Origin of the sequence: Neorhizobium sp. LMR1-1-1.1 (assembly GCF_040675795.1) — a bacterium.
Taxonomy (GTDB): domain Bacteria; phylum Pseudomonadota; class Alphaproteobacteria; order Rhizobiales; family Rhizobiaceae; genus Neorhizobium; species Neorhizobium cellulosilyticum.
On the sequence record NZ_JBEGHE010000025.1, the window covers coordinates 982181 to 994648 of the forward strand.

At 60.1% G+C, this 12468-nt stretch carries 12 protein-coding genes; 7 read left to right on the forward strand and 5 right to left on the reverse strand.

The window, feature by feature from the left end; all coding sequences use genetic code 11:
- The first annotated feature begins 411 nt into the window (after positions 1-411).
- The 4 genes from MRBLMR1_RS17870 (at position 412) to MRBLMR1_RS17885 (ending at position 4909) form a co-directional block, all read left to right on the forward strand.
- Positions 412-1977, forward strand: coding sequence for a sensor histidine kinase (locus tag MRBLMR1_RS17870; protein WP_148143919.1), 1566 nt, complete (start codon positions 412-414; stop codon positions 1975-1977).
- Positions 1949-3160 (forward strand): peptidoglycan-binding domain-containing protein, encoded by a 1212-nt coding sequence (locus MRBLMR1_RS17875; protein ID WP_148143918.1) that lies wholly within the window; start codon positions 1949-1951, stop codon positions 3158-3160. Before MRBLMR1_RS17870 ends, MRBLMR1_RS17875 begins: the two co-directional genes overlap by 29 nt.
- 147 nt (positions 3161-3307) lie before the next feature.
- Positions 3308-4498: a hypothetical protein gene (locus tag MRBLMR1_RS17880; protein ID WP_500065437.1), complete on the forward strand. Its 1191-nt coding sequence runs from the start codon at positions 3308-3310 to the stop codon at positions 4496-4498.
- A gap of 63 nt (positions 4499-4561) precedes the next feature.
- The gene (locus tag MRBLMR1_RS17885) at positions 4562-4909 is read left to right on the forward strand and encodes a DUF1491 family protein (RefSeq protein ID WP_500065439.1); all 348 of its coding nucleotides are present in this window, start codon (positions 4562-4564) and stop codon (positions 4907-4909) included.
- A gap of 3 nt (positions 4910-4912) precedes the next feature.
- On the opposite strand, the gene MRBLMR1_RS17890 is transcribed toward MRBLMR1_RS17885, so the two are convergent.
- Together MRBLMR1_RS17890 and MRBLMR1_RS17895 are read right to left on the reverse strand one after the other, a co-directional pair.
- Positions 4913-5983 (reverse strand): DUF2336 domain-containing protein, encoded by a 1071-nt coding sequence (locus MRBLMR1_RS17890; protein ID WP_148143915.1) that lies wholly within the window; start codon positions 5981-5983, stop codon positions 4913-4915.
- 420 nt (positions 5984-6403) lie between these two features.
- Complete coding sequence (locus MRBLMR1_RS17895) at positions 6404-6622, reverse strand: hypothetical protein (protein WP_148143914.1); 219 nt, start codon at positions 6620-6622, stop codon at positions 6404-6406.
- A 29-nt stretch (positions 6623-6651) separates the two neighbouring features.
- Between MRBLMR1_RS17895 and MRBLMR1_RS17900 the strand changes: the two genes are divergently transcribed.
- Positions 6652-6840 (forward strand): hypothetical protein, encoded by a 189-nt coding sequence (locus MRBLMR1_RS17900; protein WP_148143913.1) that lies wholly within the window; start codon positions 6652-6654, stop codon positions 6838-6840.
- Between the two features lie 130 nt (positions 6841-6970).
- Here MRBLMR1_RS17900 and MRBLMR1_RS17905 read toward each other — a convergent pair whose 3' ends face one another.
- The 3 genes from MRBLMR1_RS17905 to MRBLMR1_RS17915 all read right to left on the reverse strand — a co-directional run bounded on the left by MRBLMR1_RS17905 (position 6971) and on the right by MRBLMR1_RS17915 (position 10518).
- Complete coding sequence (locus MRBLMR1_RS17905) at positions 6971-7582, reverse strand: DUF1254 domain-containing protein (RefSeq protein ID WP_148143912.1); 612 nt, start codon at positions 7580-7582, stop codon at positions 6971-6973.
- Positions 7575-8162, reverse strand: a complete 588-nt coding sequence (locus tag MRBLMR1_RS17910) for a DUF1214 domain-containing protein (protein ID WP_148143911.1) — start codon at positions 8160-8162, stop codon at positions 7575-7577. The genes MRBLMR1_RS17905 and MRBLMR1_RS17910 overlap by 8 nt, the downstream gene beginning before the upstream one ends.
- A 103-nt stretch (positions 8163-8265) precedes the next feature.
- On the reverse strand, positions 8266-10518 hold the full coding sequence (locus MRBLMR1_RS17915; RefSeq protein WP_148143910.1) for a transglycosylase domain-containing protein: 2253 nt from the start codon (positions 10516-10518) through the stop codon (positions 8266-8268).
- 193 nt (positions 10519-10711) lie between these two features.
- On the opposite strand from MRBLMR1_RS17915, the gene MRBLMR1_RS17920 reads away from it, so the two are divergent.
- Together MRBLMR1_RS17920 and MRBLMR1_RS17925 are read left to right on the forward strand one after the other, a co-directional pair.
- Entirely contained in the window at positions 10712-11176 is a 465-nt protein-coding gene (locus tag MRBLMR1_RS17920) for a YcgN family cysteine cluster protein (RefSeq protein WP_148143909.1), read from the forward strand.
- Between the two features lie 168 nt (positions 11177-11344).
- Complete coding sequence (locus MRBLMR1_RS17925) at positions 11345-12451, forward strand: helix-turn-helix domain-containing protein (RefSeq protein ID WP_112456859.1); 1107 nt, start codon at positions 11345-11347, stop codon at positions 12449-12451.
- Positions 12452-12468 lie beyond the last annotated feature (17 nt).

A 12468-nucleotide genomic window follows, 5' to 3' on the forward strand; every position in this document is an offset into this window, starting at 1 on the left:
TGCCGCTCTTGAACACCACCGTACCGGGGGGAAGCAAATACCCCTTTGACGCGACCGCTCGGATTTATCTAAAATTTGATCTAAATCGACACACGCCCCGCATTTTCGCCGTCCAGCGCGGCATTTGTCTCAAACTTTAGCGAATTCCGTTAAGCATAAATGGGGCGGCGGTTCGAAAGGCAAGGCGTTTTGCCCGGCCCGTTCTGCCACAATCATTAACAGCACGCGAAAAATCGAGATAAATCCATCGCTTACCTGTCGTTAACTACGATTGCAGATGGGTGTCCGATTATGTGCCAAAGCCGGAAGACCCGGCTTCTGACAGAGTGTCGAATCGCGCATCCTTAGCCTTTCTTTAAGTCGCGGAAGCCTAATGTGACCGCGTAAAACGAGTTCGTGTCAGGGTATTGAGTGCGCGTATTGGGTAACATTGCCGGGAAGGCTGTTGAGGTAGTCGACAAGACCGCCGAACGCTGGCTGGCGCGCCTTGGTGGCGAAGTGGTTCGGGGAACCGACATCACGCTGCTGCGCCGTATGGTGCTGACCGCCGCCGTATCGCTCGTCGCGATCCCGATGGCTTTGACCGCTCTGCTGCGTCCGGTTCTGGCGCTGCCTGTCGGTGTTGCAATCGCCGCCTCGGCTTTCCTTGTCGCCGCTGCGATCGCCTTTTCGCGTCCCCGCCCGCTGCCGCAGCCGGCAGCCAGTGAAGATCTTTCTTTCGATGCATGCCCCGGCCTGATGTTGTCGCTGGATGCCCAGGGACATGTGCACAGGGTCGGCGGCCGTGATGCCCATTCGTTTCCCGCAACGATCCGTGATTGCGCGGGCGTAACGCTCGCCGAGCGCGTTCATGTTTCGGATCAGATCGCGCTACTCCAGGCTTTCGACATGCTGCGCCAGGGCGCATCGCGGGCCGAGACAGACGTTCGGGTGCAGAAGACGTTTTCGGTTGCCGATGGACGCCAGTTCGTTCTCGTCCGTTTCGATTTTACCGCCATCCGCGACGGCGAGGGTAGCCTTGTTCAGGTAATAGCCCAGGCGCGCGATGTCTCCGAATACGATGCGCTGAAGCGCGAGGCCGAGCGTCGCCAGGAAGAGGCCCGTTCCGCCCACGAGACGAAGTCGCGCTTCCTAGCGGCCGTCAGCCATGAGCTGCGCACGCCCCTTAATGCCATTCTTGGTTTTTCCGACGTGCTGGCCGGTGAATATTTCGGCAAACTGGCAAACGACCGCCAGCGCGAATATGTCGGGCTTATCCGCCAGTCGGGCGGTCATCTTCTTTCCGTCGTCAATACCATGCTCGACATGTCGAAGATCGAGGCCGGCCGCTACGAACTGCTGATCGAGCCCTTCGCGGCATCGGAAGCGATCGAGGCCTGCCGCGCCATGCTGGACCTGCAGGCCCGCGACAAGGGTATCACTCTGACGGCGCGCGTCTCCCGCGCCCTGCCGGAAGTGCAGGCCGATCGACGCGCTCTGCAGCAGATCCTCATCAATCTCGCCGGCAACGCCATCAAGTTCACCGAGCGCGGCGGCGTGGTGTCGATGGATGCTGCGGTCCGTGGTCGCGATCTCGTCGTCACAGTCAGCGATACCGGCATCGGCATCGCGCCGGAGAAGCTCGGCACGCTCGGCCAGCCTTTCACCCAGGTGGAAAATGGCTATAGCCGCAATTACGAAGGCACCGGCCTCGGCCTGGCGTTGACAAAGGGACTGGTTGCGCTTCATCGCGGCACGTTCGCGATTGCCAGCAAGCCGGGCGAGGGCACCGTCGTGACGATCACCTTGCCGATGGGCGGCCCCGATACGGCCGATGCCGACGAGCCGATGGCGGAAACGGTGGAGTTCCCGCCGCGGCTGAGGACCGTGCAGTTGAAGAATTCGGATGAAAAGGCCATGATGGAAGGGTCCGCGATGGAGCGGTCCGAAATTCAGCTGGGATGTGTAAATGACCACGCGGAAGCGAAAAGCGCCTAAGGGGCGACGGACAGCGAAGGAGCAAAGCCTTCCGTCCCGCATCCTTGCGGGCACGGGCTCCGCTGTGCTTTACGGCGCGACCGGTTCCGCACGCGGTATCGGCGGCGCCATCGTCCGCAATCCCAAGGCCACTCTTTACGCCACGACCTTCATCGTTGCTTTCTCCTTCGTTGCAGCCAATGCGCTCTGGTATCAGCCGGGTGGCCATCCGGCCCCGTTCCTTGCCACGCGTGATGCTCACGATCCGAACGCGATTGCCGGTTATCGCCAGTTTCGCCAGGCCGATCCCGCGGACGTGACCACTTTCCGGATCGAGCGCGCGCCGGCAGGCGGGCAGACTGCGCCTGAAAGATCCGCCGCCCGCCCGCCTGCTTCCCTACAGACGGTGGCCTCACCCGCGACACAGCCCGTGACGACGGCACCCGTGGAAGCACCCGCTGACGACATCCGTTCGATCATCGCAGGCCAGACGCCGGCGGCGCAGTCCGCGCCCGGCACGACGACGGATGCGGTGCTGGTTGCAGGCATCCAGCGCGAGCTTGCGCGCCGTGGTATCTATCAGGGCACCGATGACGGCCTGATGGGTCCGCGCACCGAAAGCGCCATTCTCTTCTTCGAGGAAGCCTCCGGCCTTCCGCAGCGCGGCAAAGCCACGCCGGAACTTCTGGTCGTTCTTCAATCGCAGTCCGGAAGTCGGAGCCAAGCACAGGCCACGGCCGCGCCGCTGCCGATCCCGCGCCAGGCTCCAAGAGCGGATGCATCCAGAGCCGAGGCGCCGAAGGCTGAGGCGCAAAGAACTGCGGCTCGACCCGCGACCCAGCCTGTCGTCCAGCAGATAAAGGCTCCGGCCCGCAACGAAGATCCGGTCACGGCTGCAATCCGCTCCTCCGAGCGTCAGCCGGGCATGATGCCGCCGGCCGAAATTCCGGGCGCGCGCCGGGCCGCTGCTGCGCCCGTACAGACCGCCGCCAGACGATCCGATCCACTGCCCGCCTCGCAGATGGTGCTGCAGATCCAGAAGGGCCTGTCGAACATTGCCTATACCGATGTCGAGATCGACGGCGTCGCCGGCACTCAGACCAAGGCTGCCATCCGCCGTTTCCAGAAACACTACCGCCTGCCAGAAACCGGCGAGCCCGACGAGGTCGTGCTGCAGAAGCTGAAGGCGATCGGCGCGCTGTAGGGGAGGGGAAATCGAAATCGGCAAAGATCTTTTTGTCGTGCCCACGCCGCAGCGAAAGCCCGCCCAGGATCGTATAATACAAATTACCGCGGCGGATCAGTCGCACAGGAGCTTTGAAGAAAATAGGATAGAAGAGGGATTGTAGCCATGGCGCTGCACGATCCGCTATCGATACGCACTGGATGGCATGAGCATTTTCATTTGGCGCGGACATTGTTGAATGAAACTGAAGCCGAAATCCTTAGATCAAGATCCATGAGCAATTTGAATACATCGGTGTTACAGACCGAAAAACGTTGCATTTTCTGCGGCAACAAGCCCAACGATAAGAACCGGGAACATGTCATTCCGCGCTGGCTGATTTCTCTCACGGGAGACCCGAAGCGTGAATGGCATCTGGGCTTCAGAATGGATCGGCCGGACAAACCCGAACGCCGATATGCGGCTGACCAATATGTTTTCCCCGCCTGCGAAAGCTGTAATTCCCGTTACTCCGCCCTCGAAGACCGGGCGAAGAGCCACGTCGAAAAGCTCCTGAATGATCAGCTTCTCACCGCGCAGGAATGGGATGACTTGATGGACTGGTTCGACAAAGTCCGGATCGGCCTGTGGATCGGCAATATGACCCTCAACAAGGATTGGCATATTCCCAATCCGAATTTCTACATCGATCAGCGCATTGCCAAAAGAGATCGCTGCCTGCTGGTATATCAACATCCGGATCCAGAGAACATCGGATTGAATTTCATCGGCACAATGGATCCTGTATTCTACTATCTTCCATCTGTATTCATGCTGGTTACCAACAGCCTGATTTTCATAAACGTGTCCTACGAATTCATGCTCTCGGAGCAAATGGGCTTTCCATACCCGAGAAAGACGGGGTTCGGCGAAGGCGAACATGCTCGACAGAAATATGTCGAAGATTTCGCAGCGACCTACAATGCGTGTGCGCCATTCCTGCGGTTCAACCTTTTTCCGCCGAAGATGGCCGCTTATCAAGCCATGCTGCTCGAAGCCGGCTTCGATGACGAAGTGTATGCCTCGTTGGTTGCGAATGACTACATTAAAAGCAAACGGCTCCCTGGCGAACCGATAAAGTCGCAGATTTGCACCTTATATGACGGTAAGCCGCAATTTTTGCAGCCCGATGAAGTTCTGGGTTCAGCCAATGGACAAGCGCCCGCTTATGTTGAGCTTTTGAAGCACTGCGTCCGGCTCTTGGAATTTCGACACAGCCTTCTCGACCATCTGCTGGGCGCACAGCTCGGTGATCGAAATCTCTTCAAGACGTTGAAGAGATATAACAACGAAGCAATCAGGAAGGTGCAGCAGTAAGTCGGCTACAGAGGAAAACCTTGCCCCTCATTTGCCTCCGCCCCCAATCCATCCTATTCACCCATGCGTCTCCGTTCCGATATCTATGTCTCCGCTCTCATCCGCCGCGTCTTCGGTCTCGGCGGTTTTGCGGCTGTCGAGCACAAGGGGGCGGACGCGGCGGGGGCGATTTTTATCCGGCAGCGGTTTCGCGACGGGCTGGAGAGCCTCTATGCTCCGGCACCGCAGAACTTCTTTTCAAGTGAGGATGACGGCAGCCGTAAGTTCGAGATGCGGCTTGAGCGTGGCGAGCCGGATCTCATGCGCGAGGCGCTCGACAGGGAACTGCGCTTCGATCCCGATCTGTGGCTGGTCGAGCTGGAGATCGACGACATCGGCGATCTCTTCCCGGTGGTAAAGCCGGATCCCTGATCCTCAGCGGATACTGAAACCGGAGGCGCTTCTGCGCAGCGTGGCCGAGGTCCGCACAGACCTCTCCTCGATAAAGGCGTCGGCTTGCGTTGTGTCGGTATCTGCGCCGGAAAACAGTCTGGAAGCAGCCTGGTCCGCACCATAGGTGTAACGATCGGCCCTGCGCCAGGCTTCCACACGCGCATTGCACTCTTCTTCGTCCAGTGACTGCCACAGGCTTTCTGCCTCCGACAGGCCATCCGTCGCTTCCGCCAGATGGCCGTAGAGGCGGGTAAGGATATAGGTCGCGTCCGCCGATTGCATGCCGAGGCTCTTCAGCACGGTGGCAAGCTGGCGGCCGGAGAGATCGAGCAGGACACGTTCGGCCAGCCAGCGGCTGGTCGTCAGGATGTCCGAAAGCGCGGTGACGAGAAAGGTCGCTTCACGGTTGCGAGCAAACCGCACCAGAAGCGCTTCCTGCACTTCCGAAAGGCTGCGCAGGCCGAGACGATCGCCTTCGACCCGTTCCACATGGCCGGCAAGCAGCTTGATCCGGCGGCGCAGATCTTCTTCACGCGCACGTTTGTCGGTATCGATGGACGTGTCGACTTCCGCCCTCGGCATCTCCACGGGCGCCGAACCGGGATAGGGCTCGGCTGTGGCGCTTCTGGCCTGCCGGGAAATATCGGGACGCAGGCCTACCAGTGCATCGATGACTGTCGGAGAGAGCGCGGCACGGCTCACGATAGCGCGCGCATGCTCGGTGCCCTGGCAGCGGGCGATGGTGACCAGCGCCTCGTCGGAGAGGCAGGTCGATGTCATCAGGAACGGGGCTGCGACGGCGATCGGCTGGCTGCCGAGAAAGAAGGCGACGGCGGCAGGGACGTTGGGAGATTGCGCAAGGGCGGCGACCGCCTGCCGGCGCGCCTCGTCGGATGAAGCGGAAAAGATCGGCATGAAGAGTTCGGCGAACTGCCGCAGCTCCGAACGCGTCGGATGGGACAGCGCTTCAAAGCTCGTCACCGTTGCCATTAGCACGACGTCCTTCCTGCGCAGCGCCTGCGGTCTCTCAAGGTCTCGAAACTCACTCGTCACGGGCAAACTCTTCGAACGCAATACAAACAGAGGTGCCGACAAACGCGTTTGGCCGCCGCAGGGCAGCCGACACGTCATCTACCTTACCTTGGAAACTCCCGGTGGGCGGGCAGTATCAGCCGGCGTTTCCGCCGGTTTCGTCACCCGCTCAAGGTCGATTTGATGCTAGGCTCAATAGGGTTAATGTCTGGTGAAGACGGCTCGTTTTGGGACATCCTGTCCACAGCCGATATGCTGGCCAGCGACAGGTCCGCATCCCGCCAGCTGGCCTCGGTCGCTGCGCCGTTCGCGGATAAATAGAGAAATCTGAATTCTGTGGCCCTGATAATGAACCAAATCTGCAACACCGCGTTAATGATCCGATCTTGAAAGCGGATTTCCAGCGGGCGCTACTTTAGCGTTAATATCTCGTTAACCGTCTTATGGCTGAATTTCAGCAATGACCGGCAATAAAGCCGGAAAGGGCAGTAGACTTGATTGTTGCTGCAGCTGCTGGTTCAGGCGGAACGGGCAGGTGAAATGTCGCAGCGTCTGGCAAAAAGACGCTTTGACGAGAAAGACGCGGATGTCCGTGAACCCTTCGGGGCAGGCACGGGCGCGTCGGCCCAGTTGGGCAGGATGAAATAGAGCCGCCTTCATCCCTCTCGATCCCTTGATTGGAGACGAGCATGGCAGAGATAGTGGTAATGAATCTATGGCGTGATCGGAAAGGCCGAAAGGTTTCGAGCCCGACGGATGCTTCCAACCTTGCTCTTGCGGGTGAGATCGTGATGTTCACCGGCGTGCGTTACGAACGCTTTGACGATCGCATGGACCGCAAGGCCGAAAATCACGCTGTCCGTATCGAACAGAAGTGAATTCAAAAACCTGATCTTGTGAGATGCTGAGGAATGCTGCGCAAAGACGCACGGCGGCATTGGTTTCAAGGCACGCGAGGAATACGGTGACCCCAGACGTCGCGAGCGGATCCGGGCGATCGAGACGCGCTTAGAACTGGACCCTGGTTCTCCACTGGAATGGAGCACAGGTCGCCTGATCGAGAAATTTCGATATGACCGGAACGACGCTTTTATGCGTCACGAAACTTCTCAAGACCGCATAGCCCTCCGTCTGCTGCGCCTCGACCAGCACGGTCTGTGAAAAGCCTCTCGGCAGGCTCTTTCGAAGAGCGGCAAGTTGTGCCGGCGTTCCCACGACTACATCCAGAACATGATCTGCCGATGTGCGGTCGTTGATCGAGAATATCTCGTCGGACGAAGCATCGAACACGCCGAGCGACCAGAACGGAACACCGCTGTTCGGCGCCGTCAGTCTCACCGGTGTTTCGCTTATGTCGAATGAACAGACCGACATCTCAATCATCGGGTCTTCTTTGGAAAGCCCGGCGCGGTCCGGCTGCTCGCCGAGACGATAGAAGCGGTGGCTCTCTCCCTCGGCGATGATGCGCGTATAGGCGTCCCGCTGGGAAAACTGTGGCAGCGAAAAGACGATGATCAGGTGCAGCAGGGCTGCACCCACAAGCCCGGTGAAGATCGCAAACAGAATCTTCAGCCACAGGAAGTCGCGTCGCAGCGAAAGGAAACTGAACAGCCTAGACATTGCCGCATCCGATCCTGCGGATGGCCGGCATGGAAAGGTCGATCAGGCCGGAGCTTCCAGCCGCCGGCGTATCGAGCAGGGTCAGTGTCAGGCGAAACTGGCCTTGCTGAGGGCTTGCCAGCCAGTTGCCGGGGCGGGCGCGCGAGGCGATCGTGATGTCGAGAGAACCATCCGGTTGTCGCCCCACCATGCGGGAATTGAGCGAAGAGGGCAGGTCCGCATCCGCAGCCGGTGGACGGCCGTCCGGTCCTGTTGCAAACAGCGTCCAGAAGCGCGCGGTCGGCGTCTGTCCGGTCAACTGATAGGTGCAGCTTCCGGAAAGTCTTGCGCCGCTGTCATCGGTCGTTGCCGTGAAGCTCAATCCTTCCGCCGTGGCATAAAGAAGCTTGCCTGCATTGGCGCGGTGAGACTTGGCATAAGGATCCGCATCCGCCGTCTGCGCCTCCGGGAAGGCTTCCCAGGAGCCGAGCTTGATCGCGCCGAAACCGATCGTGGCATCGAGCGCCAGCCGGGTCGACCAGATCCCGCCTCCGAAGGCGATGGCAAGCGCGATTGCGACGAGAAAGGGAACACGGAACACGAGCAGTCTGGGTCCTCGGCAGAACGGTGCAGGGAGGATTAGCATTGATTCTTTTGTGGGGAAATGCCGAGATGCCATTCCGTTGTGGGGAGCGTAAGTCCTCTCACGGTATCGAATTCGTCACCACCGGGCTTACGGTCGCCGTACCCTTGCGCAGATCGCTGGCGGAACCCTGTCGCAGTCCTGCTGCGGGTCTCGTGGCTTCGGCAACCTTTTCGACACCCGCGACCAGCGGCGGTGCGGCCTTCAGCGCCTGTGCCAGTTGCTTCAGAACGCGGGTCGATTCACCCGAGAGCGAACGCGGGCGCGTCAACGCCATCAGTGCCGGATCCTCTTGGCGTTGCTCGGCCGGCGTATCGCCCTTTTTGTGGTTCCCCGTCGGAAGCGGATTTTCGATGCCGGGAATGGGTCTGAGTTCAATGCCCTGATGCGCATAGTCCATCAGCTTCTTGAACGTCATCGCCGGCAGTGCGCCGCCGGTCATGTTGTTCATCGAGGTGAAGTCGTCATTGCCGAACCAGACGGCAGTCGTGTAATTCCCGGTAAAGCCGATGAACCAGGCGTCGCGATAGCTCTGCGACGTACCGGTCTTGCCGCCGGTGACAATGCCGCCGTCAAGCGCTGCACGCCGCGCCGTGCCGATCACCGGGATCTGCGTCAGGATGCGGTTCATCGACGACATTGCCTTTTCCGAAAGCACGCGGTTGGCAGGCATCTCGTCACGGTTGAAGTCGTAGAGAACCTCACCGCCATAACCCAGAACCTGTTCGATCCCGTGGCGACGCGATTGCATGCCGCCTGCCGGCATCACGGCATAGGCGGTCGCCTGGTCGAGCACGGTCACTTCCGAGGTGCCGAGCGGAATGGTCTTGTCCATGCGCAGCGGCGTCTCGACGCCCATTGCCTTTGCCGTTTCGACGATCACCTTGGTGCCGAGCACATCCTTGGCAAGCCGCACGGGCACGGTGTTGAGCGATTGCGACATGGCGGTCAAAAGCGATACGCGGCCCTTGTAGGAGCGGGCATAATTCTGCGGTGACCAGCCGCGCCAGGTGATCGGCGCGTCGGAAATCATCGTTTCCGGCGTCATGCCGTGTTCCATCGCGGCCGAATAGGTGAACAGCTTGAACGACGAACCTGGCTGGCGCAGTGCCTTGGTGGCACGGTTGAACTGGCTCTCGCCATAATCCCGACCGCCGACCATGGCGCGAACGGCACCGCCATTCTCGATCATCGCCATGGCGCCCTGCTTGACCTTGTAGCCCTCGCCGAACTCGCGCAGGCTGGATTCCATTGCCGCGTCGGCTGCCTGCTGCAGGCCCATATCGACAGTGGTGCGAACCACGACCGAATGTTCCTTGATCTTGCCTTCCTTGGCCAGCCGCTGCACCTCATCGAAGGCCCAGTCGAGGAAATAGTCGGGAGATTTCACGTCGGCGCGGTCGATAGCGGTTGCCGGGTTGCGCCGCGCGCCGATCACCTGGCCTTCCGACATAAGCCCGCTCTGCACCAGATTGGACAACACGTCGTTGGCGCGGGCGCGCGCTGCCGGCAGGTTGACATGCGGCGCGTATTTCGCCGGCGCCTTGAACAGACCGGCCAGCATTGCGCTTTCCGCCAGGCTGACATCGGTGATCTTCTTGCCGAAATAGAATTGCGAAGCCGCCGCCGCCCCGAACGTGCCGCCGCCCATATAGGCGCGGTCGAGATAAAGCGAGAGAATCTCCTTCTTCGACAGGTTGGCCTCCAGCCATACCGCCAGAAAGGCTTCCTTGATCTTGCGCTCGATCGAACGCTCGTTGGTCAGGAACAGGTTTTTCGCCAGCTGCTGGGTCAGCGTCGAGCCGCCCTGCACGACGCCGCCCGCCTTGGCATTTTCCGTCAGTGCCCGGCCAAGCCCGATGAAGTCGATGCCGTAATGGTCGAAGAAACGTCGGTCTTCGGTTGCCAGAACCGCCTTGATCAGGTGATCCGGCAATTCGTCGATCGGCACCGAGTCTTCATGGATAATGCCGCGATGGCCAACCACATTGCCGTAACGATCAAGAAAGGTGACGGCAAAATCGCCGCGGTTCTTCCAGTCTTCCTTGGTCTCTTCGAAGGCGGGAAGTGCCAGCGCCAGAAGCACGACGAAGCCTGCCGTGCCAAGCGTCATGGCCTCGCCGGCCACCTCGAAGGCGAGCTTTTTCCAGCCGCGCACGCGAAAACGACGGAAGAATATGGTGATCTCTTCCCAGGCCTCGGCGAGTTTGAAGCCGAGGTTCCAGACGGTGGAATCGATCCAACTGTCGACACGCAGCAGGATGTGGCGCTTCTTGCGCGGCCGGCCCTCGGGTGCTTTGGGTTCGTCCTGCAATCTTTCCTCCCGTCCGCAATGCCATTATTTTAGCTTTTGCGTTTGGCTTGACGTAGCCCCTGACAACGATCAAGAGCATAAGCTGGCCACGGTTAATCAGCATTAGCTGACAATTGGTTGATGCGCGATTGTAAAATCGCAACGTGAAAAGGGCGGCCGACACGAATTGTATCCGACTGCCGCAAAAGTGATGATGAACGACGTACCTTTCTGGAAACTGAAGTCCCTCGACGAGCTGACGCCGGGCGAATGGGAAAGCCTGTGCGATGGCTGCGGCCTCTGTTGTCTCAACAAGCTGGAGGATTGGGACACCGGTGATGTGGTCTTCACCTCGGTCGCCTGTCGCCTGCTGGACGGCACGACCTGTCGCTGCAGCGACTATCCCAACCGCCAGAAAACCGTACCCGACTGCATCCAGCTGACACCGCAGGAAGTGCGCGAGATCCACTGGCTGCCGCCGACCTGCGGTTATCGCCTGGTTCGCGATGGCGAGGATCTGTACTGGTGGCATCCGCTTGTCTCGGGCGATCCGGAGACCGTACATCAGGCGGGAATTTCGGCGCGCGGACGCACGGTCAGCGAGGTCGAAGTCGACGTGGACGATTTCGAAGACTATGTCGTCAGCTGGCCGCTGCATGTGGGAGGTGAGCGTGGGTGATAAGCGTTAAACCGAGATAAAGCGCAGGTTTCGGTCGCTGGCGTACGATACCGTACCAAGCATTTTGACTGTTTAGGCCGATCTTCTTCTATGTTGTTCGACGCATATATAGTCTATGGATGGGCTGATATATATCGTTGCAACTGTCGAAAATCGTGATTTCACTTGATGAATGCGCAAAGCACCCTGGCAGATCGCCTTTACGAGGCAGCCCTTGTCCCCGAACTCTGGACGGAGACTTGCGAGCAGCTTGCGCTTGAGGCGGGGTCGTCCACCGCGGCCATCTTCACCTTCGATGCCGAGGGCACTCACCGCTACGTCGCCACGCCCAATATTGTCGATGTCTATGAGCGCTTTTCCAGGAGCGAGCTTCGTTTCCAGAACATACGGCCCAAAAGGGCGATGGAAAAATTCCCGTTCTCCTTCTGCCGCGATATCGATGTCTTCACCGCGGAAGAGCTGGAGCAGGATGTCATCCTGAAGGAATTCATCCAGCCGGCCGGCATGCAGTGGGAGGCCGGCTACGGCTTTCAGGAGCCGACCGGGCACACGATCATCATCGCGCTGATGAAGGCCACCGGTCACGATAATTTCTCTAATGAGGACATAGCCCGGCTGAATGCGCTGAAGCCGGATCTGGCGCGCGCCGCCTACATGTCGTCGCGGCTTGCCTTCACCGAAGCGCGATCGATGACCGACACCCTCTCCATGCTTGGCCTCCCCGCAGCCGTGATCGGCGATGGTGGCCAGGTGATCCTGATGAATGAAGAACTTGAGGCGCTGGCTCCGCGCATCCGCTCCGGTGCAGGCGACAGGCTGGTCCTAGAAGGGGCGGGCGCCCGTGCTCTTCTCGATGAGGCGATCGAGCGCTACAAGGCGCAGGCCGTCCCGGCGGTACAGTCGGTGCCGATGATCTCTCGTGATGAACTGCCGCCGCTGATCCTGCATCTGTTGCCGATCCGCCGCGCCGCACGCGACATCTTTTCGCGCTCCATGGCCGTGCTGGCCGTGACCCAGGTGGGGCAGGTGGGACCGCCGGACATGCGGGTTCTCTGCGGCCTCTTCGATCTGACGCCCGCCGAAGCCAAGGTGGCGCGCGGCATCGCCATGGCCCAGACACCGGAAATGGTCGCAGCCTCGCTCAATATCTCGTTGGAGACGGCGCGCTCGCACCTGAAGCGGATCATGCAGAAAACCGGCACGACCCGACAGGCCGAACTCGTGCTTCTTCTCTCCGGCCTCAACGCACCGGGCATGGGGCAGGGCGGGCGGTAGGGCGCGATCCTGCCCAT

What these genes read in the sequence shown, in the direction of transcription:
- MRBLMR1_RS17875 (WP_148143918.1), top strand. Translation starts at nt 1,949, where the DNA reads ATGACCACGCGGAAGCGAAAAGCGCCTAAGGGGCGACGGACAGCGAAG.
- MRBLMR1_RS17880 (WP_500065437.1), top strand. Translation starts at nt 3,308, where the DNA reads ATGGCGCTGCACGATCCGCTATCGATACGCACTGGATGGCATGAGCAT.
- MRBLMR1_RS17885 (WP_500065439.1), top strand. Translation starts at nt 4,562, where the DNA reads ATGCGTCTCCGTTCCGATATCTATGTCTCCGCTCTCATCCGCCGCGTC.
- MRBLMR1_RS17895 (WP_148143914.1), bottom strand. Translation starts at nt 6,622, where the DNA reads ATGAAGGCGGCTCTATTTCATCCTGCCCAACTGGGCCGACGCGCCCGT.
- MRBLMR1_RS17900 (WP_148143913.1), top strand. Translation starts at nt 6,652, where the DNA reads ATGGCAGAGATAGTGGTAATGAATCTATGGCGTGATCGGAAAGGCCGA.
- MRBLMR1_RS17905 (WP_148143912.1), bottom strand. Translation starts at nt 7,582, where the DNA reads ATGTCTAGGCTGTTCAGTTTCCTTTCGCTGCGACGCGACTTCCTGTGG.
- MRBLMR1_RS17920 (WP_148143909.1), top strand. Translation starts at nt 10,712, where the DNA reads ATGAACGACGTACCTTTCTGGAAACTGAAGTCCCTCGACGAGCTGACG.
- MRBLMR1_RS17925 (WP_112456859.1), top strand. Translation starts at nt 11,345, where the DNA reads ATGAATGCGCAAAGCACCCTGGCAGATCGCCTTTACGAGGCAGCCCTT.